Annotated in this window: 23 protein-coding genes and 3 tRNA genes; 5 read left to right on the top strand and 21 right to left on the bottom strand. The window is 57.9% G+C overall.

Annotated features, from left to right (window positions below; all coding sequences use genetic code 11):
* Window positions 1–2: 2 nt before the first annotated feature.
* From A3709_RS20000 to A3709_RS19980, 5 genes are all read right to left on the bottom strand, one after another.
* Window positions 3–1328, bottom strand: coding sequence for a serine hydrolase (locus tag A3709_RS20000; RefSeq protein ID WP_066058853.1), 1326 nt, complete (start codon window positions 1326–1328; stop codon window positions 3–5).
* A gap of 50 nt (window positions 1329–1378) precedes the next feature.
* A tRNA-Ser gene (locus A3709_RS19995) sits at window positions 1379–1466 on the bottom strand.
* A 65-nt stretch (window positions 1467–1531) separates the two neighbouring features.
* On the bottom strand, window positions 1532–2350 hold the full coding sequence (gene queF, locus A3709_RS19990; RefSeq protein WP_066058847.1) for an NADPH-dependent 7-cyano-7-deazaguanine reductase QueF: 819 nt from the start codon (window positions 2348–2350) through the stop codon (window positions 1532–1534).
* A 3-nt stretch (window positions 2351–2353) separates the two neighbouring features.
* A complete protein-coding gene (locus A3709_RS19985) occupies window positions 2354–3127 on the bottom strand; it encodes an ABC transporter permease (protein ID WP_066058845.1) in 774 nt (257 codons plus the stop codon).
* Window positions 3124–4041, bottom strand: coding sequence for an ABC transporter ATP-binding protein (locus A3709_RS19980; RefSeq protein ID WP_066058843.1), 918 nt, complete (start codon window positions 4039–4041; stop codon window positions 3124–3126). Before A3709_RS19980 ends, A3709_RS19985 begins: the two co-directional genes overlap by 4 nt.
* A 69-nt stretch (window positions 4042–4110) precedes the next feature.
* Here A3709_RS19980 and A3709_RS24195 point away from each other — a divergent pair, with 69 nt between their 5' ends.
* On the top strand, window positions 4111–4494 hold the full coding sequence (locus A3709_RS24195; protein ID WP_066058839.1) for a PA2817 family protein: 384 nt from the start codon (window positions 4111–4113) through the stop codon (window positions 4492–4494).
* Between the two features lie 12 nt (window positions 4495–4506).
* Here A3709_RS24195 and A3709_RS19970 read toward each other — a convergent pair whose 3' ends face one another.
* Window positions 4507–4920, bottom strand: a complete 414-nt coding sequence (locus tag A3709_RS19970; RefSeq protein ID WP_066058836.1) for a cupin domain-containing protein — start codon at window positions 4918–4920, stop codon at window positions 4507–4509.
* A 64-nt stretch (window positions 4921–4984) separates the two neighbouring features.
* Entirely contained in the window at window positions 4985–5587 is a 603-nt protein-coding gene (locus A3709_RS19965; protein WP_066058833.1) for a glutathione S-transferase family protein, read from the bottom strand.
* Between the two features lie 136 nt (window positions 5588–5723).
* Between A3709_RS19965 and A3709_RS19960 the strand changes: the two genes are divergently transcribed.
* Together A3709_RS19960 and A3709_RS19955 are read left to right on the top strand one after the other, a co-directional pair.
* A tRNA-Glu gene (locus A3709_RS19960) sits at window positions 5724–5799 on the top strand.
* 58 nt (window positions 5800–5857) lie between these two features.
* Window positions 5858–5933 (top strand) — tRNA-Gly (locus A3709_RS19955).
* 151 nt (window positions 5934–6084) lie between these two features.
* On the opposite strand, the gene msrB is transcribed toward A3709_RS19955, so the two are convergent.
* From msrB to A3709_RS19920, 7 genes are read right to left on the bottom strand one after another with little or no spacing between them, the layout of a single operon-like run.
* A complete protein-coding gene (gene msrB / locus A3709_RS19950) occupies window positions 6085–6468 on the bottom strand; it encodes a peptide-methionine (R)-S-oxide reductase MsrB (protein WP_066058830.1) in 384 nt (127 codons plus the stop codon).
* Complete coding sequence (locus A3709_RS19945) at window positions 6465–7607, bottom strand: ATP-NAD kinase family protein (RefSeq protein WP_066058827.1); 1143 nt, start codon at window positions 7605–7607, stop codon at window positions 6465–6467. The genes msrB and A3709_RS19945 overlap by 4 nt, the downstream gene beginning before the upstream one ends.
* Window positions 7598–8734 (bottom strand): 4-phosphoerythronate dehydrogenase, encoded by a 1137-nt coding sequence (locus A3709_RS19940; RefSeq protein WP_082850258.1) that lies wholly within the window; start codon window positions 8732–8734, stop codon window positions 7598–7600. Before A3709_RS19940 ends, A3709_RS19945 begins: the two co-directional genes overlap by 10 nt.
* Window positions 8731–9636, bottom strand: a complete 906-nt coding sequence (locus A3709_RS19935; RefSeq protein ID WP_066058825.1) for a 5'-3' exonuclease H3TH domain-containing protein — start codon at window positions 9634–9636, stop codon at window positions 8731–8733. Before A3709_RS19935 ends, A3709_RS19940 begins: the two co-directional genes overlap by 4 nt.
* 2 nt (window positions 9637–9638) lie before the next feature.
* A complete protein-coding gene (locus A3709_RS19930) occupies window positions 9639–10205 on the bottom strand; it encodes an elongation factor P hydroxylase (RefSeq protein WP_066058822.1) in 567 nt (188 codons plus the stop codon).
* Window positions 10206–10448, bottom strand: coding sequence for a sulfurtransferase TusA (gene tusA, locus A3709_RS19925; protein ID WP_066058819.1), 243 nt, complete (start codon window positions 10446–10448; stop codon window positions 10206–10208).
* 4 nt (window positions 10449–10452) lie between these two features.
* Entirely contained in the window at window positions 10453–10695 is a 243-nt protein-coding gene (locus A3709_RS19920) for a YheU family protein (protein ID WP_066058816.1), read from the bottom strand.
* A gap of 76 nt (window positions 10696–10771) precedes the next feature.
* On the opposite strand from A3709_RS19920, the gene A3709_RS19915 reads away from it, so the two are divergent.
* A complete protein-coding gene (locus tag A3709_RS19915) occupies window positions 10772–11284 on the top strand; it encodes a glycine cleavage system protein R (protein WP_066058814.1) in 513 nt (170 codons plus the stop codon).
* Window positions 11285–11305: 21 nt separating this feature from the next.
* Here the strand turns inward: A3709_RS19915 and A3709_RS19910 are convergent, their stop codons facing one another.
* The 3 genes from A3709_RS19910 to prmB are packed head-to-tail and all read right to left on the bottom strand — an operon-like array spanning window position 11306 to window position 13576.
* Window positions 11306–11530 carry a hypothetical protein gene (locus tag A3709_RS19910; protein WP_066058811.1) on the bottom strand — a complete coding sequence of 75 codons (225 nt, stop codon included), beginning with the start codon at window positions 11528–11530 and terminating at the stop codon, window positions 11306–11308.
* A 3-nt stretch (window positions 11531–11533) separates the two neighbouring features.
* A complete protein-coding gene (gene aroC, locus A3709_RS19905; RefSeq protein ID WP_066058808.1) occupies window positions 11534–12637 on the bottom strand; it encodes a chorismate synthase in 1104 nt (367 codons plus the stop codon).
* A 33-nt stretch (window positions 12638–12670) separates the two neighbouring features.
* A complete protein-coding gene (gene prmB / locus A3709_RS19900) occupies window positions 12671–13576 on the bottom strand; it encodes a 50S ribosomal protein L3 N(5)-glutamine methyltransferase (protein ID WP_231871261.1) in 906 nt (301 codons plus the stop codon).
* A gap of 43 nt (window positions 13577–13619) precedes the next feature.
* Between prmB and folE the strand changes: the two genes are divergently transcribed.
* Window positions 13620–14219, top strand: coding sequence for a GTP cyclohydrolase I FolE (gene folE, locus A3709_RS19895; protein WP_255359762.1), 600 nt, complete (start codon window positions 13620–13622; stop codon window positions 14217–14219).
* Window positions 14220–14229: 10 nt separating this feature from the next.
* Here folE and A3709_RS19890 read toward each other — a convergent pair whose 3' ends face one another.
* Genes A3709_RS19890 through A3709_RS19875 form a run of 4 tightly spaced genes read right to left on the bottom strand, consistent with a single transcriptional unit; the run spans window position 14230 to window position 17162 of the window.
* On the bottom strand, window positions 14230–14775 hold the full coding sequence (locus tag A3709_RS19890) for a DUF4892 domain-containing protein (RefSeq protein ID WP_066058806.1): 546 nt from the start codon (window positions 14773–14775) through the stop codon (window positions 14230–14232).
* The gene (locus A3709_RS19885; RefSeq protein WP_066058803.1) at window positions 14768–15634 is read right to left on the bottom strand and encodes an alpha/beta fold hydrolase; all 867 of its coding nucleotides are present in this window, start codon (window positions 15632–15634) and stop codon (window positions 14768–14770) included. The genes A3709_RS19890 and A3709_RS19885 overlap by 8 nt, the downstream gene beginning before the upstream one ends.
* A complete protein-coding gene (locus A3709_RS24190; protein ID WP_066058800.1) occupies window positions 15631–16131 on the bottom strand; it encodes a histidine phosphatase family protein in 501 nt (166 codons plus the stop codon). The genes A3709_RS19885 and A3709_RS24190 overlap by 4 nt, the downstream gene beginning before the upstream one ends.
* Window positions 16132–16145: 14 nt before the next feature.
* Window positions 16146–17162 carry an NAD(P)H-dependent glycerol-3-phosphate dehydrogenase gene (locus tag A3709_RS19875; protein ID WP_066058798.1) on the bottom strand — a complete coding sequence of 339 codons (1017 nt, stop codon included), beginning with the start codon at window positions 17160–17162 and terminating at the stop codon, window positions 16146–16148.
* Between the last annotated feature and the right edge of the window lie 66 nt (window positions 17163–17228).

The raw sequence follows: 17228 nt of genomic DNA, 5'->3' as shown, positions 1-17228 counted from the left end.
CCTCAGAGCGCCGCCTGAATACGCCCAAGTTGCTGACTGTAGGGATATTCGGTGGCGCTCCAACCCAGCCGCACTACCACCGCGTTGTGCTCAGGCAGCATCATGACAACCTGGCCGCGATTACCCATCATGGCGTAAGCGCCGGGCTCCAGTGCGGGCCAGCGAGGCTCCTTGGTACCGCGATTAAGCCAGAACTGGTAGCCATAACGAGGATCATTGCTGCTGCTGTTAGGCGCCGTGGCTCTGGCCACCCAGTCCGCGGGCAATAATTGTTGATCGCCCAGCCTGCCATCATCCAGCATCAGCTGCCCCAGGCGCGCCCAATCCCGCGCAGGTGCGTACAGGTAGGAACTGCCCACAAAAACACCCGAGGGGTCCATTTCAAAGGTAGTCCCTGCCAGCCCCAGAGGCCCGGCCAGTTGCGTTGACCAGAAATCAATAGCAGCCTGGGGGTCTGCCCCCAATTGGAGTTGGGCATAGCGCGCCAGAAGATTGGTGGTGCCCGAGGAATAAGCGAAATGGCTTGCCGGGGGATGCTCCTGCGGCTGAGCCAGGGGAACAGCCGACGCGTCGACCACGGTAAATAGCATGCGAGTGGCGTCAGAACCCGGCCCATAAACCTCCTCAAAGGCGAGGCCGGAAGACATCTGCAGGAGATTGAGCAAGGTAATGTCGCGCCGCTCGTCGTCGCGCCACTCGGGAAAGAGGTTTGCGGATGAGGTCGCCGCCAGCCCCAGCGCTTCCATTCTAGCCAGCATCATCGCGGTCACGCTCTTGGCCATGGACCACCCCAGCAGCGGCGTTGCCGCGCTAATGCCATCACGGTAGGCCTCGGCCACCAGCTCGCCATCACGCAGCACATAGAGCGCACGGGTATCCAGGCCTGCAACGTTGTCCTCGGCCATAACCGCATCCACAATAGACTGCAGTTGCGTATCAACGGCCTGCTTCGGCCCTTCAGTAGCTGCTATAACAGGAACGGCAAGAGCGTCTCGATCAATCATACCCGGTAGCTCAAGCGCACACCCGAGACCGGGAATATACCGGGCCCGCGTAACACTCATACCGTTAATATCCGCCTCTACCGTTGTCGCATCAATGCGTCGCAAAGAAATCGCTTTGGCCGCCGGTGAATAGCTCGCCAGGTCATAGAGAATTTCATCGTCACTGAAGCCGGACAGATGTATTCCAGAGCACCCAAGCTTGGCCGTCATGCCCGTACCCATGGTCATGGCCTCGCCGAGGCCGAGCGGGCTTATGCCCAAACGATGCAGAGCAATGAGTGGCAATGCGAAGAGTACCAGGGCGATAACGAGAATTTTTTTCACGGTCAAATTCCAGGCAATAAAAAAGGAGCCGAATAGGCTCCTTCAGGATATGGCGGTGAGGGAGGGATTTGAACCCTCGAACGGTTTCCCGTTACACACTTTCCAGGCGTGCGCCTTCGACCACTCGGCCACCTCACCGTTGAGGGCGCGCATCATAACACAAGCCGTGGCAGTTTCCAGTCCCTGGCAAACGAAATTTTGGGCTACTGGCGGTTGAGCCTGGGCAGGGGCTGAGCGCCGGCTTCAGTGCTGCGAAACGGGTTGATATCCAGACCGCCGCGGCGGGTGTAAAACGCCTGTATTTGTAGCCGCTGCGGCCGGCAATGGGCCAGAATATCGATGAACATACGCTCAACACACTGCTCGTGAAATTCCTGGTGATTGCGATACGCCACGATGTACTCAAGCAGCGCTGTGCGATCCAGAGTTGGCCCTGTATAGTCGATCCAGACGGTCGCCCAGTCGGGCTGTCCGGTGACTGGGCACAGTGAACGCAGCAAGTGGCTGTAGAGACGTTCTTCAATGACGCACTGCCCTACCTTCAATCGGGTCGGATCGGGTTCGCCGGCGACCACGTCAATCGGGGAATCATCGATACAGCTGCCCTCAAGACTTGTCCCGGCAAGCGCGTGGTTATCGGGACCCAGAAGCTCCAGATAAACGCGGGCACCTGCGGCTGCGCTGACATCGCGCACTATCACTTCACACACGGCCTCCTCAGACGCGTAACGGGTACTGTTGAGCGAATTCAGGTAAAGCTTGAAGGACTTCGATTCCACCAGGTTAGGCGATTCACCGGGAATCCTGAACTTGCCCACCCGGACCTGGGGCACACCGCGATCGTTAAGCCAGGAAACCTCGTAAGCATGCCAGATATCCGCACCGTGGAACGGCAACGGGGTGGCCACGCCAATCGCCGCCCTGCCCTGGCTGCGCGGTATCGGGAAAAGTAATTCGGGGCTGTAGGTATCGACAACAGGCGTGGTCTTGCCCAACAACAGGCCTTCCAATTCATCAGCCATCGGTCACTGCCTCAAGCGCTTGCCAGTGTTCAACAAGTGCATGCAGTAGGCAAATGCCAGCACTGTGAACACCGCGATCATGCCAAAAGCGAATCCAACACTCACATCAGAGACTCCAAGCACGCCATAGCGGAATGCATTAACCACATACACCAACGGGTTCAGCTTGGACACATTTGCCCAGAACTCAGGCAACAGGTCCATCGAGTAAAACACGCCCCCCAGATACGTCAGGGGTGTGAGTACGAACGTGGGAACAATCGAAATATCATCGAAGCTGTTTGCATACACTGCATTGATAAACCCAGCCAACGCGAACAAGGTCGAGGTCATTAACACGATGGCAATCACGATCGGAACACTGTGAATCTGCATGCCAGTGAAGAAGAACGAGACGATCGTGACCACCAGCGCCACGAGCAAACCACGGGTTACACCGCCCACGACATAGCCCATGAGTATAATGTAGTTGGGCGTGGGGGATACCAGTAGCTCTTCGACGCTGTGATTAAACTTGGAACCGAAAAATGACGAGACCACATTGGCATAGGAGTTGGTGACAATCGCCATCATAATCAGGCCCGGCACCACAAACTGCATGTAGCTGAACCCACCCATATCGCCGATACGCGAACCGATGAGTGAGCCAAAAATAACAAAATACAGCGACATGGTAATGGCCGAGGGCAGCAGTGTCTGCGTCCAAATGCGCATGTAGCGGCGCACTTCCTTGCGCAGGATAGTCATGAAAGCGCGATACTGTTCCTGTGCGTTCACGATGCAGCCTCCACCAGATTGACAAACATTTCTTCCAGTCTATTTGCTCGATTGCGCATACTGCTCACGTGAATACCCTGCTGATCGAGGGCGGCAAAGACGTCGTTAATGTGCTGCCCCTTCTCCACCTCTACCTCCATGCTGTGCAGGTCCATGCGCCTGACCACAAACCCTGGCACGTCCAATTGCTCGGGCAGGTCCTCCACGCTGTCGAGAATGAAGACCTCGCGATGCAGGCGCCGTAACAGTTCCTTGATCGAGGTGTTCTCTACGATCTCACCATGGTTAATGATACCGATGTGCCGACACAGGGCCTCCGCCTCTTCCAGGTAGTGTGTGGTGAGGATAATCGTCGTGCCTTCGGCATTAATTTTCTGCAGAAACTCCCACATCGCCCGGCGCATCTCGATATCGACGCCGGCGGTGGGTTCGTCGAGAATCAACAGCCGCGGCTCGTGCACCAGGGCGCGGGCAATCATCAGCCGGCGTTTCATCCCACCGGACAGATTGCGCGCCGCATCGTCGCGCTTTTCCCACAGGCCGAGCGCCTTAAGATACTTTTCAGCCCGCTCTGCAGACAGCGCACGCGACATGCCGTAGTAACCGCCCTGGTTAACGACAATATCCAGCACGCGTTCAAACATGTTGAAGTTGAATTCCTGGGGCACGATGCCGATGTACTTCTTCGCCGCCGCGAAATCGCTATCGATATCTGCATCGAACACCTGCACGCGACCGCCGCTCTTGGCGACCAGAGAGCAGATAATACCGATGGTCGTCGACTTACCAGCCCCGTTGGGGCCCAGCAAGGCATAGAAGTCGCCCTGCTCCACGGTAAGGCTCACGCCCTTGAGGGCCTCGAAGCCATTGCCGTAAACCTTCGAGAGATTTTCGATGTAAAGTGCTGGTATCATGCGGGCTCAATGCGCTGTCAGAAAGGCGCGTTATTGTAACCGCATTCTTGTTGCCAGACGATAGACACCATGGACGATACTCAATACGCCACTTACTGCCGCGACCAGATGGCTCAGTTCGCCGCAACGCTTGAAAAGCGCACCGCCGATCTGGGTGAAAACGATAGTCTCAGGGAACTTGCCGCTGCTTTCACAGCGCTGGCGAACGGAGAGAGGGACCTGTACAGCGATGGTCCGGGGCTGGTGTCCCGCCTGTTCACAACCTACCCTGATTTCGCGCCCACCCTGCCGCGCGACCTGCTGTGGTTTCTCGGCGGCGAATGCCTGCACTACATGCCCGATGAAGAAATCAATCGCTACCAGCAACTGGACGAGCTGCGCCATGAAGCCGCCGAGCAGGGCAAAGTGCTGGATATACAACAGGCTCGCGAGAGCCTGGGGCGCTTGCAGTAGCGCCAGGGCGATTTACTGCTTGCAGTACTTGCCGTCGGGATCGTCCTCCGGCTTGACGGTTACCGGCACACCCTCAGCGCCGGCATAGAACACCACGATTTCAGCTGGCCCCTCCAGAGCGATCCCCCTGTGCACGGTATTCATCACCTCTACCAGCGGATCGCCGGCCGTCAGCACGACACTCTTGCCTTCCACCGTATCGACGCGCACTTTGCCCTTGAGCATGTAGCCCATGGTAGGTACCGGATGACAGTGGAACGGAGGTTCCTGCCCCTCCTCAATACGCAAAATAATCGACGTGATTTCTGCCTGGCCATCCGGATAGGCGATCGCGCCGTCATCCCAGGAGGTGGTCGCCTTGAGAATGGGTTCGGCATGGCTAGCGCTGGCCGCCAGCAGCAGGCAGGTGAGCAATGTCTTTTTCATGATCTTCTCCTTGTTATTGTCGTAACTGCACGGGCCGATACACGTTTCAAGTGCATTATCAGGCTCAGACTTTATCCATTGCTGCGAAATTCGGTAGCGCTTCAATTCGGGCCAGCCATGCGCCTATGGCCGGATATTGCTCCAGCTCAAAACCGCCTTCCGGGGCGACATGGGTGTAGGCATACAGTGCCACATCGGCCGTACTGAGTTGCTCACCGACCAGAAACGGCGTACGAGCCAATTGTTGCTCCATGACCGCCAGCGCCTTGTGTCCACCTGCTTGTTTGGCCCTGAACTCTTTCGCTCGCTCTGCTGGCATACCCTGGTACACGGCGATAAACCTCGCCACTGCAATATACGGTTCATGACTGTATTGCTCAAAGAACTGCCACTGCTCAACCAGGGCCCGGGCATAAGGGTCCTCCGGCAGCAAGGCCGAACCATGTGCAAGGTAATTGAGAATGGCATTGGACTCCGTCAGACAGCGGCCATCATGGAGCTCCATCACCGGAATTTTGCGATTGGGATTAAGCTGCGCAAACGCTGGCGCCTGTGTATCGCCGGACAGAATATCGACATCCACCCACTGGTAGTCGATACCCAGAAGACTCGCTGCGAGCTGCAATTTGTAGCAATTGCCCGACCGCCGGTCACCGTAAATCTTCACCTGTCACTCCTTCCGAGAAGCCTTACTAAGCTGCTGAAGTTACAGCAAAAAACAGCGGGAAAAAATCTTCCCCGCGGGCTTGACGCCCTGCAGCGCGGTCCCTAAAATGCGCGCCTTCTCGATTGAGACCGGCTTTGTCCCCTTCGTCTAGTGGCCTAGGACACCGCCCTTTCACGGCGGTAACGGGGGTTCGAACCCCCCAGGGGACGCCACTCAGTGCGAGTATCGCCAAGCACGGCGCCACGGCGGTGGTAAAACGTACATTCCTAAGCGGGAATAGCTCAGTTGGTAGAGCGCAACCTTGCCAAGGTTGAGGTCGCCGGTTCGAACCCGGTTTCCCGCTCCAATTTCTCTCAGAATCTTTCCGATTTCCTCAGTCTTGAAGATTGAGATGCTCGAAGTGGGTCGCCACCCCGGCCGTTTCCCGCTCCAATTTCCTTTCCACCCACGCGCCACCGAAGCAGCACTCTGCTCCGGCAGTCACAGTGCAATCGTGATCAGTCGGCCTTCTCCAGCTTGACCGAAAGGCTGTTCACGCAGTAGCGCAGGCCTGTGGGATTAGGGCCATCTTCGAAGACGTGCCCGAGGTGCGAGCCGCACTTCTTGCACATGATTTCCGTGCGTGTCATGCCCAGGGTGTGGTCCGGGGCCTCTTCGATAGCGCCACCGTCAGCGGGTTGGAAAAAGCTCGGCCAGCCGCAGCCTGCGTCAAATTTGCTGTCAGAGAGAAACAGCGGCTCTCCACAGCAGCGGCAGTTGTATACGCCCTCGTCAGTGGTATTCCAGTACTCACCGGTAAAGGGGCGCTCGGTGCCCTTCTCGCGGCACACCTCGTATTCCTCGGCCGTCAGTTTGTCGCGCCAATACTCGTCATCTTTCATGCATTTATTCCTTCTACCGATGTGGCTACAAGATACAGAATTCGATCATCATAGCCGGTTATTACCTCGCGGTAACCGCTGATTTGTTTGTCTAGCAGCGGGTCGTTGCTGTCCACCAGCAACGGACGTCCCTGCAGCGCCGTTATTTTGGATTTTGCCGCAACAATCTTCAGATTCTCAAGACCCACCCTGCGCAACACGGCGGGGCTGAGCTGCTGGTTGCCGCGACCAATAATATGCCCCTGGCCACCAATGGCAGTGACGAAAATACTGGCAGATGCCTGCTCACGCTCAAGTAACGCCAGTATCGCTGATTCGTCCAGATCGCTGCCCAGCAACTGTCCCGCTCGCAACGCGTCGACGCCCAACAGCGTGTTCTCAAGACCCAGGGTATCCATGATTGCCGCCGTGGTTGAGCCCGGGCCTATGAAATACAGCGTGTCAGGATCGAGCTGTTCCACAACCCACTCGGCAATTTCTGCCGCCACCAGCTCCTGGCTTTCGCGACCGCCTATCTTGGTGTGTTGCAGAAACCGGCCTTCCCCGGGCACCTGCATCTCGCCGTAAAAACGGCTGCGCACCACGTCCTCGCGGAAAGCTTCCTCGTCTATATCCCGCACTTCCTGGGTGCGAAGCCCCACCAGGCCGCCCTGCCCCAGTTCACGCAACAGCTCACCGGCGGCTTCGGGGGACACCGCAAACACGCCTGAGTGCATTTTCACCCCGGCGGGAATGCCGAGCACAGGCAGGCTGGCACCCACGGCGTCATACACATCCCGCGCTGTTCCGTCCCCACCCGCAAACACCAGCACATCGACACCCGCGTCGCGCAGCAGTGTCGCGGCACGACGCGTATCCTGAGGCGCACTCGGATAATCCTCGGGCTCACCCAGCGTGCGTGCGCTCAACCCCAACTGCTCACATACCTGCGCGCCCATGGCCCCACCATAGGTGCTAACGATCAGATTCGGGAGCCCTGCAATGAGCTTCAGGGCGCGCTCGGCTCTTTCCTGGGAGCGACGCAATTCCTCGGGGGTCAGGGCAAGCGCCAGCTCACGTAAAGCGCTGCCGTCACTGCCCTTGAGGCCGCGACTACCACCCAATCCTGCCAGGGGGTTGATCAGTAATCCTATGTGCATGTGATTCCTAAAGCCCTGGCGGTCGTCGCAACCAGCGCATCATGCTGCAGCAGTTGCAGCGTGGCTGAGGTCAGTTCGCGTCGCACACGATAGCTGCGGCGCAGCCCATCAAAAGCAGTGGCTATCGCTTCGGGTGCCTCGGCCACGGCTTTGCGCAGCAGTGTGTCGTCCTCTTCGATACGGTAAACCTGTGCCAACAGTTCACGCACAGCCGCAGCGCGTTCTGGCGCAATGGGAGCGACGAGGGGCAGCGATGGTGCCGCCGTCCCGGGCCCGCCAGACAACTCAATATGAAATTCATCGGCCATGGCATCGAGGAGCATCCGGGTAGCCAGCAGTTTGCCATCGAGACTATAGCCGGCAATGTGTGCGGTGCCGAAAGCCACGTTCGCCAGCAGCTGCGGATCCACCTGCGGCTCCCGCTCCCAGACATCGAGCACAACATGGGGAGCTGCGTCTTCAAGCAAACGTCGCAGTAACGCCTGATTGTCCACCACCGGCCCCCTGCTTGCGTTAATCAGCAACTGGCTCGACGTCAACCCCGCTAATGCCGCTTGATCAAACAAGTGGCGACTCGGCCATGGCTGTGCATCGGTGAGCTCAGCATGGACACAGATCACGTCGCTGTGAAGAATCTCAGCAAAGCCCGCCGCTGCTGGGATATCGCTCTCGTCCAGCCAGGGATCGTAGGCCTGCCAGCGAATACCCAGAGCCTCGAATCGCCTGGCCAGCAGACGGCCAACATGACCGAAGCCGACTATTCCGGCGACACCGCCGCTGAGCAGGCACTCCAGAAACTGTTCAGACTGCGCTATGGCGGCCAGTACATACTCAACCACAGCATTGGCATTGGACCCTGGGGCACTGCAAAAACGCACGCCCAGCGACGCCAGCGCTTGCTGGTCGATGTGGTCCGTACCAGCGGTTGCCGTGCCAACAAAACGCACCTTGGTGTTCGCGATAAGCGCTGCGTCGACGCGAGTCACCGAACGCACCAACAGCGCGTCGGCCGTACGCAGCTGCTCTGGCTGAAGCGACCTGCCGTTGACCCGGGTTACTTCAGCGCCCGCCCCCAGCAGCGCCTCTACTCCAGGGATATTCTCGTCGGCGACAACGCTCAGTGTCATTGCAAGCCCCCTGTGGGCAGCTGCTGCCAGCGTCGCTGCATCGGGCCAGCCAGGCCCAGCGCATCCAGATACTCACAGACCGCAGCAACATGCTCGCGTAGCAACGTATATTTCGGCAGTGCATCGACGCCCGGCACCCTGTCTTCCAGGGTGGCCAGCTGGTGTGAAACCCTCACCTGCTCCCAGTGAGCGGGAAGCCTTTCTGCCAGTTTTTTCGCGCCGCGCACAGGTAAATCAGCCACTGCCTCAAAACGAGCGGCAATAGCTTCCAGGGAACCGAACTCTGCCAGTAACGCGGCAGCCGTTTTTGGGCCGACCCCAGGTACCCCCGGAATGTCATCCACCGTATCCCCGACCAGGGCCAGGTAATCTGCGAACTGGCATGGACGCACGCCAAATCGCTCGAAAAAATCCGCTGCGCCCAGCTGCTGATCGGCGGCAAAATCCCACCACAGTGCGCCTTCGTGCAACAGCAGCTGCCCCAAATCCTTGTCTCTGGTGACCACGGAAAATGGGGTCGACTGCTCTGCGGACAGCCTTGCCAGGGTTGCCAGGAAGTCATCGGCTTCGTAGCGCTCACTGGCAAAACAGGCAATGCCCGCACATTCGGTCAATTCGCGACAGGCCTGCAACTGAAACGCCAGGGCTTCGTCAGGCAGTGCCCTGCTTGACTTATAGTCGGGATACACCTCATTGCGAAAACAGCTGCCGAGACTCTCATCAAAGGCGGCTGCCACGGCGTCGCCATATTGCACCCGGGACAACAGGTCAACAAGGAACCCGGCGTAGCCATACACGGCATTAAGCGGCATCCCCGCATCGGTATGCCAACGATCGGGCATGGAAAACCAGGCCCGGAAAATATAAATGCTCGCGTCTACAAGCCAGCTACGCCGCTCCATGGTCAATCCAGATCTGCTGCTGTGAAACGCTGATCCGGGAGCGCCGTGGTGGTACCGAACTCATCACACAGCGCTGCATAGATTTGCTGTGCCCGAGTGGGAAGCCCGTGCAACTGCCAATGCTGGGCCTGGGCCAACACCTGCGCGCGGAACCAGCGCGTATCCGGGAGTGTGCCGTCCGGCGTGAAATTATCGACACTGACACGAAACGGGTAGCCACAGGCCCGGGAGAGGCACCACTCAATAGACTGAGGTTTTATCTCGACCTGCTCGAATGCACGCTGTTGCTCGGGAGTGCGACCCTCCGGCGCATACCAATAGCCAAAATCGGGCAGCTGGCGCCGCTCGATGCCGGCGAGGCACCAGTGGGAAATTTCATGTAATGCGCTCGCGAAGAAATCTTCCCGGTAATACAGCAGGTGTTGAGATTGTGCGGAGTCGGCGGGCCGGTAGTAGGGCTCGCTGGCTCCTCCCGCGAGCAGCGTTTGTTCAGTGGCCTCAAAACATCGCGCAAAAACGTGTTCAAGCCTGCTGCACTCATATGCAGTAAACTGCAGCGCCACATTCATTCAGGTGTCGCCCTGTTTTCGCAACCAGTAGCGATACTGGCCATCCTGCTCGTCCTGCTGCAACAGTTCGTGGCCGAGAAAGGTGCAGAACTTGGGAATGTCACGCTGTGTGGAGGGATCGGTAGCCAACACCTGCACCACCTCGCCCACCTGCATATCGCGCACCTGGTTGTGCAGCAACATGACAGGCTCCGGGCAGAACAACCCGCTGGCGTCGAGAATGTGATCAGGCTCTAGTGACATGCCATTATTCGCTCAATAGGATTTCCGCCTGCTCCCGACTCACCAGGTCCCAGGCCTCACTTTCAGAATGAAACAGGATACACAATTCTCCCGTATCCAACAGGCGGCGCAGGTTGCCTACCTTCTCATCCAGGGTCAACTCCCGCTCGCCGTAGTCTGTGCCATCCCGGCTGGCAAATTCTTCCAGCACGGCCTGTAACACCTCCTGAGACAATCGACCGGGGGGGACTTCTAAATAGCCAGACATTTGCACCCTGTTCCTTCTGCATTGACGCGATGCGGGTTAATATAAGCGTTGCTTAGCCCAAAGTGGAGACACCATCGTGGAAACCTCTTTCATCATCACCTTTATTGGCGATGATCGCCCCGGCCTCGTGGAGGCACTCGCGAGCACTATCGAGAAGAACCAGGGTAACTGGCAGGAGAGCAGGCTCTCGCAGTTGGGTGGCAAGTTTGCCGGTCTCATTCTGGTCAGCCTGCCTGAATCTGCTGCGGACACGCTCCAGGCGGAGCTTAAAGCGCTTTCCAGCAGTGGTCTGAGTGTACGAGTCTCGCCCGCCAGCGCTGCGGACACCGCCCACGGCAAACCCATTGCGCTTTCAGTGCTGGGACCCGACCGGCCCGGCATCATCAAAGAAATTTCCCGTGAACTTGCCTCCCATGACATTAACGTCGTGGAGATGGACAGCCAGGTAGAAAGCGCGGCAATGAGCGGCGAACCCATGTTCCGGGCAAAAATCGACGCGGAAATTCCTGAAAAGACCGACCGGGATGCACTCGAAAGTGCGCTTGAATCTGTCGCCAATAAGATGACCCTGGACATCGATCTCGACTAATCATGGGGCCTGGGGCCCCAACTACTCCCGGGGCCCGCGAATCAACCTTCGCAGACCCACAACCAGTCCAAAGCAGACGGCGGCTGCGACGATAATCGCGAGCATCATCAGCAGCGACGCCAACAGCAGGTCAAGCATATCCTCCCAGGGAATGCCAAACTGATCCACCGCCGCCCAGATAAGGGTTGCCATAGCGGCCACCCCTAGAAAGATGGTGCGGTAGTACTTTCGATTGGCTTTCTTCAAGGCTTACTCAGGACGACTAGCGGAGATAACGGGGGTATCACACTGCACATCCGCATTCTGGCCACGATGCCTGAGCAGATGATCCATGAGCACAATCGCCAGCATGGCCTCGGCGATTGGCGTGGCGCGAATACCCACACAGGGATCGTGTCGACCGTGAGTCACCATATCCATAGGATTACCCTCGGTATCAATCGTCGCGCCAGGCTGACGAATACTGGAGGTCGGCTTCAGCGCAATACTCACCAAAATATCCTGACCGCTGGAAATACCGCCCAGCACACCGCCGGCGTGATTACTGATAAATCCTTCCGGAGTCAGTTCATCGCGATGTTCCGTGCCTTTTTGTTCCACACTATCGAATCCGGCGCCGATCTCCACGCCTTTGACCGCATTAATGCCCATCATCGCGTGGGCGATATCCGCGTCGAGTCGATCGAACACTGGCTCTCCGAGGCCGGGCATAACATTACTGGCAACCACGTTAATGCGTGCGCCAATGGAGTTACCCTCCTTATTGAGCGCCGCCATATAGGCTTCCATCTCCGGTACGGCATTCGGATCGGGGCAGAAAAATGGGTTGGTCTCGACCACATCCCAATTCAACGTCTGGGCACGAATAGGACCAAGCTGGGACAGGTAGCCGCGCACTTCAATTCCGTATCGGGTCAGCAGATACTTCTTGGCGATAGCGCCCGCTGCAACGCGCATGGCCGTTTCCCGCGCAGATGAGCGGCCACCACCACGATAGTCGCGAAACCCGTATTTCTGGTTGTAGCTGTAATCGGCGTGCGCCGGGCGGAAAGTATTCGCAATATTGGAGTAGTCCTTGGAGCGCTGATCCGTGTTCTCAATCAGCATGCCAATAGATGTACCGGTGGTTTGTCCTTCAAACACGCCCGACAGAATACGTACCTCATCGGCTTCGCGGCGCTGCGTCGTGAACCGCGACGTGCCGGGTTTGCGTCGATCAAGGTCACGCTGCAGATCTGAAGCATCCAGCGCCAGTCCGGGAGGACACCCATCGACAATACAGCCCAGAGCCGGGCCATGGCTTTCGCCAAAGGTGGTGACGGTAAACAGTTTACCTATGGTATTGCCGGACATGTGCAGCTGCGCCTGAGGATTAAAACCGGGGCATTATACCGATTCTGGGCGCAAACTGGCGGCATATTCCTGTAATTCCTGCGCAGTCAGGGCAAAAACGCCATGGCCACCGTGTTCGAATTCAAGCCAGGTAAACGGGACTCGCGGATAGGCGTGCTCCAGCGCTGGCCAACTATTGCCAACTTCCACCACAAGCAGCCCTGAAGGGGTCAGAAAATTGGCCGCCTGGGCCAGAATCTGTCGGGTCAGATCGAGGCCGTCGGCGCCACTACCCAGGGCAATAGCGGGTTCGTGACTGAACTCTACCGGCATGGCGGCAAGATCGTTGGCATCGACGTAAGGAGGATTACTGAGGATCAGGTCATATTGTTGACCGTCGGCAGCGGTAAACAAATCTGACTCAAGCGCCCGGACACGGTTTCCGAATCCCATGTAATCAATATTCTCTTTCGCCAGCGCCAGCGCATCGTGGTCCAGATCGAGTAAATCCACACTGGCACCCGGTGTGTAGTAGGCAGCCGCCAGCCCAATACAGCCACCACCACAACACAAATCGAGAATGCGCTTTGGAGCGGGCCCACTGTACCAGGGCTGGTAATCGTGCAGGATTAACTCTGCCAGCGGTGATCGCGGGACCAACGCGCGATGATCACAGATAAATTCAAGGCCCGCGAACCAGGCTCGACCAAGCAGGTAAGGCAACGGTATCTGCTCGTCGATACGCCGTTTCAGCAATTGGCTGATCTGCCGCCACTGAGCGTCACTGACGGGATGCGGAAGATGACTCTCGTCAGCATCCGCAGGCAGGTCGGCGACAGCCAGCACCAGCTGCACGGCTTCATCCCAGGGATTGTCCGTTCCATGCCCATAAAATACGGTACTCGCCAACAGCGCATCATGGCAGTGGTCGATGGCCTGCCCTACAGTCATATCAGTCATATCAGTCATGCACCAAGTGTAGGTGCGCCGGCGCTTGTTTGCCATGCAATGGGCCGATTGTTACTATCGCTGGCCCCAATTTGAGGAATATTCCGTGGAAAAAAACTGGGCTAGCATCATCGAAGCGATTGGCGAGGACCTCAATCGCCCCGGACTTGTAGACACACCCAAACGGGCCGCCAAGGCCTTTGAATTCCTCACCCGGGGCTACCACCAATCCGTCGAGGAAGTGGTCAATAACGCCCTATTCCCTTCAGACTCGAGCGAAATGGTGCTGGTGCAGGATATCGAACTTTACTCCCTGTGCGAGCATCACCTGTTGCCATTCATCGGCAAATGCCATGTCGCCTATATACCCACCGGGCAGGTTCTGGGGCTTTCCAAGGTGGCGCGTATCGTCGATGTATTTGCCCGCCGCTTACAAATTCAGGAGTCCCTGACCACCCAGATCGCCGAGACGATCATGGAAGTCACCGGCGCTGAAGGTGTCGGCGTTATTATCGAGGCACGTCACATGTGCATGATGATGCGCGGCGTAGAGAAACAGAATTCCGTCATGAAAACCTCTGCCATGCTGGGCAGTTTCAGGAAATCCCAGGTGACTCGCGAGGAATTTCTGCAACTGTTGCGATTAAGCACCTAGGACAGGTGCGCTATGGCGTCACGATGCGATATAGCTCCGCGTGCAGATACTGGCGATCGGCCGTACGCGCAGAGCTGAACAAGACCAACCGATATGACTGATCGGCGTCAGCAAGATCGTATACACGATAACGCTGTAAATCATCGCGGCCGTACAGCACCCGTTCGCCAAACACCCTGTTAGCCCACTGTACACCCTGACCGCAGCTGCGCCCCTCGCACGCAAACAGCACACCTTCACTGTTCAACTGCGCTTCAAGCCCATCCAGCACTTCATTGGACGTAAAGCCATCGCGCACTTGCCAGGTGTAGCGTACTCGCTCGCCAGTGACACGCTCGCTGCCCTTGAAGCGCCAACTGCCGCGAATTTTCTGCATGGCGCCGAGCCCGATCTCGTGTTCGATCACCGCATCGCTGCTATGACTGACCTGCTGCATATGCGGCGACGCGTCCAATGTCTCCAGCAGTGTGTGAGGTGGCTCCGCCCTCGCCTGCAAGGTCATCAGTAACAACACTGCCAACAGCGACCAATGGACGCCCCCTGCTGAACTACGCATTGGCCCCCTCCTCGGTGGAAAATCGGATAATCTCGGTACCTAAGTGCTCCGCACCGGCCTCCATGTGAAAGTGGTGGCCGCCTGGAAATTGGGCAAGGGTCGGTCTTGGAATCATAGCGCGAATTTTCTCACTATAGCCCTCGTGTCTTGTCATCATGCCGCGTTCTGCCTGGAGCAGCAACGTGGGCATCGACAAGGCTCCAAGCGCGGCCTCGATGTGGCCCCAGGTCAGTTTAATGGCAGACCCGCCGCGCAGGCGTGGATCGGTGTGCCAGGTATAGCCACCTTCGCAGGCATGTAGGTTGCGGCTTGCTATCAACTCGGCCTCCTCGCGATCCAGACCCTGCTCTTCACGAGCCGTAATTGCCGCTTCACGATCGCTATACACCCGGGTCTGACGTCCCTGCAGGCGCCGCTTCTCCAGGACGAAGTTGCGCAGCTGATGCGCAAATTCACTGGCGTCCAGTGGCGTGGGCGTCGCCCCATCAAGCAATATCAGACGCGTAATCTGCTCTGGAAATGCAGCGGCATACATTACGCTGATCGCCGCGCCGCGAGAGTGGCCCATCAGAGTGAAGCTATCCCACTGCATGTGCTCGACCAACGCATGTAACTGCGGCACATCGTCGTAAATATGATAGGTGGCATCGGCGGAACGCCAGTCAGAAAGACCGTGTCCAGACAGATCAGGGGCGACAACGTAGTAGCCGCTCGCCAATTGCTCCGCCAGGCGCTCGAAGCTGGTGGCGTTATCGAGCCAGCCATGCAGGGCCAACAGCGGCGGATGGGTGGGGTCGCCCCAGGCGAGCCCTGCATAATTTAACCCATGCAGTTGCCAGTTCAGCGCTTCTCCGCTCACATCAAAACCTCGTAATCCGGTGGCTGGGCACACATTACCGGGGTAGCGCCATCGGGACCCGGGTAGGCCATTTCCAGTATTGCAAATCCACCCGGCACCAATCCCGGCAGACGCCCCGGAACACCGAGATAAGCGTCGACCAGCCGCGAGACCAGCGGCTGGTGAGAAATCAGCAGCACATGTTCGGGCAGTTCGGCACCGAAACGCTGGGCCAGCGCCGGCTCTATATCGCCAGGCTGCCGGCCGGGTATCAATGCCTGCTCGGCAGCGAGCTGAGACCCAGGAAGCGCCTCAGCGACGATCATCGCCGTCTGGGCAGTGCGCACCCATTCACTGTAGAGCAACACCTGTGGCGGCGGCAGCTGTCGCTGCGTGCAATAGAGCAGCAGCAGCGTCCCCCCGAGACCAACGTCCGCAACACCGCGCTCGGTCAGCTCGCGCATGCGATCGGTAACAGCCATTCCAGCTTCACCGTGGCGCATTATCGTCAGGTACATGCTTAACCTCTATCTCAGCGCACTACGAACTCAACGTCCTGCGCTTCTTCTGTGCTCATCATAGCATTGAACACCGCTTCGACCGGCTGCTTCTCATGCAGCATCTGGTACAGCCCTTGAACCAGCGGCATCTCCACTTCACGGCGGTCGGCTTCACGCTTTAACAGCGCCAGGGTATTAATGCCCTCTGCCACCTGATCCATACCAGCGAGCACGGACTCAAGGCCCTGGCCCTCGGCAAGCGCCATGCCCACACGGTAGTTACGTGACAAAGGCGATGAACAGGTCACCACCAGATCGCCTACACCGGAAAGACCCAGGAAGGTCATTGGGTTCGCCCCCATGTGCACAGCAAAACGTGACATTTCCGCGAGTGAGCGGGTGAGCAACATACCCACTGTATTTTCGCCAAACGACAGTGACGCGCCGATGCCCGCGAGAATCGCATAGACATTTTTGAGGGCGCCGCCCAGCTCCACACCGAACATGTCATGTGAGCTGAAAATCAAGAATGAGCGACAATGCAGCAGATCATGTACAAGCCGGGTCACCTCTGGCAGCTCGCTGGCGATAACTGAACCTGATATATGCCCGGCAGCAATTTCACGAGCCAGATTCGGGCCGGACAGAACTCCGATCGGATGCCCGGGCATTTCCTCGCGCAGGACCTGGCTCATTAGCTTGAAGCCGTAAGCTTCGATACCTTTGGTCAGGCTGATAATGACCGTGTCGGGCGTCACCCGGTGCTGCAGGTCCGCCACCACCTCGCGAAACGATGCACTGGGTACCGCAACAAAAACCAGATCTACGTTCTCTACCGCCTGCTCCAGTTCCGCATAAGCCTGCAGGTAATCGCTCAGCGTATAGCCCGGAAGATACTCCCGGTTCTCACGTTCAGCGTTTATTTGTGCCGCGCGCGCGGTATTGCGCAGCCAGAGACGTACCTCGTGACCGTTCTCGGCAATCATGTTGCCGATGACGGTTCCGAAACTACCACCGCCGAGAACGGCAACCCGGTACATTCGATCCATATATATCCTGTTATGCTTTTATAGGCAGCGCCGCAGTCTAACAAAAAAGCGGGCTATAAAGCCCGC

The sequence above is a fragment of the Halioglobus sp. HI00S01 genome, assembly GCF_001635445.1.
In the GTDB taxonomy this organism is placed as follows: Bacteria; Pseudomonadota; Gammaproteobacteria; order Pseudomonadales; family Halieaceae; genus Halioglobus; species Halioglobus japonicus.
The sequence above is the reverse complement of the archived record's forward strand: the minus strand, read 5'-3'. Positions and strand labels throughout refer to the sequence as shown.

Bases quoted from the DNA above. Each gene is read 5' to 3' on its own strand.
- A3709_RS19890 (WP_066058806.1), bottom strand. From the start codon at position 14,775: ATGCGTAGTTCAGCAGGGGGCGTCCATTGGTCGCTGTTGGCAGTGTTG.
- A3709_RS19980 (WP_066058843.1), bottom strand. From the start codon at position 4,041: ATGATACCAGCACTTTACATCGAAAATCTCTCGAAGGTTTACGGCAAT.
- A3709_RS24195 (WP_066058839.1), top strand. From the start codon at position 4,111: ATGGACGATACTCAATACGCCACTTACTGCCGCGACCAGATGGCTCAG.
- A3709_RS19935 (WP_066058825.1), bottom strand. From the start codon at position 9,636: ATGGAGCGGCGTAGCTGGCTTGTAGACGCGAGCATTTATATTTTCCGG.
- A3709_RS19945 (WP_066058827.1), bottom strand. From the start codon at position 7,607: ATGCACATAGGATTACTGATCAACCCCCTGGCAGGATTGGGTGGTAGT.
- A3709_RS19940 (WP_082850258.1), bottom strand. From the start codon at position 8,734: ATGACACTGAGCGTTGTCGCCGACGAGAATATCCCTGGAGTAGAGGCG.
- A3709_RS19930 (WP_066058822.1), bottom strand. From the start codon at position 10,205: ATGAATGTGGCGCTGCAGTTTACTGCATATGAGTGCAGCAGGCTTGAA.
- A3709_RS24190 (WP_066058800.1), bottom strand. From the start codon at position 16,131: ATGTACCTGACGATAATGCGCCACGGTGAAGCTGGAATGGCTGTTACC.
- folE (WP_255359762.1), top strand. From the start codon at position 13,620: ATGCAATGGGCCGATTGTTACTATCGCTGGCCCCAATTTGAGGAATAT.
- A3709_RS19920 (WP_066058816.1), bottom strand. From the start codon at position 10,695: ATGTCTGGCTATTTAGAAGTCCCCCCCGGTCGATTGTCTCAGGAGGTG.
- msrB (WP_066058830.1), bottom strand. From the start codon at position 6,468: ATGAAAGATGACGAGTATTGGCGCGACAAACTGACGGCCGAGGAATAC.
- prmB (WP_231871261.1), bottom strand. From the start codon at position 13,576: ATGACTGATATGACTGTAGGGCAGGCCATCGACCACTGCCATGATGCG.
- tusA (WP_066058819.1), bottom strand. From the start codon at position 10,448: ATGTCACTAGAGCCTGATCACATTCTCGACGCCAGCGGGTTGTTCTGC.
- queF (WP_066058847.1), bottom strand. From the start codon at position 2,350: ATGGCTGATGAATTGGAAGGCCTGTTGTTGGGCAAGACCACGCCTGTT.
- aroC (WP_066058808.1), bottom strand. From the start codon at position 12,637: ATGTCCGGCAATACCATAGGTAAACTGTTTACCGTCACCACCTTTGGC.
- A3709_RS19970 (WP_066058836.1), bottom strand. From the start codon at position 4,920: ATGAAAAAGACATTGCTCACCTGCCTGCTGCTGGCGGCCAGCGCTAGC.
- A3709_RS19875 (WP_066058798.1), bottom strand. From the start codon at position 17,162: ATGGATCGAATGTACCGGGTTGCCGTTCTCGGCGGTGGTAGTTTCGGA.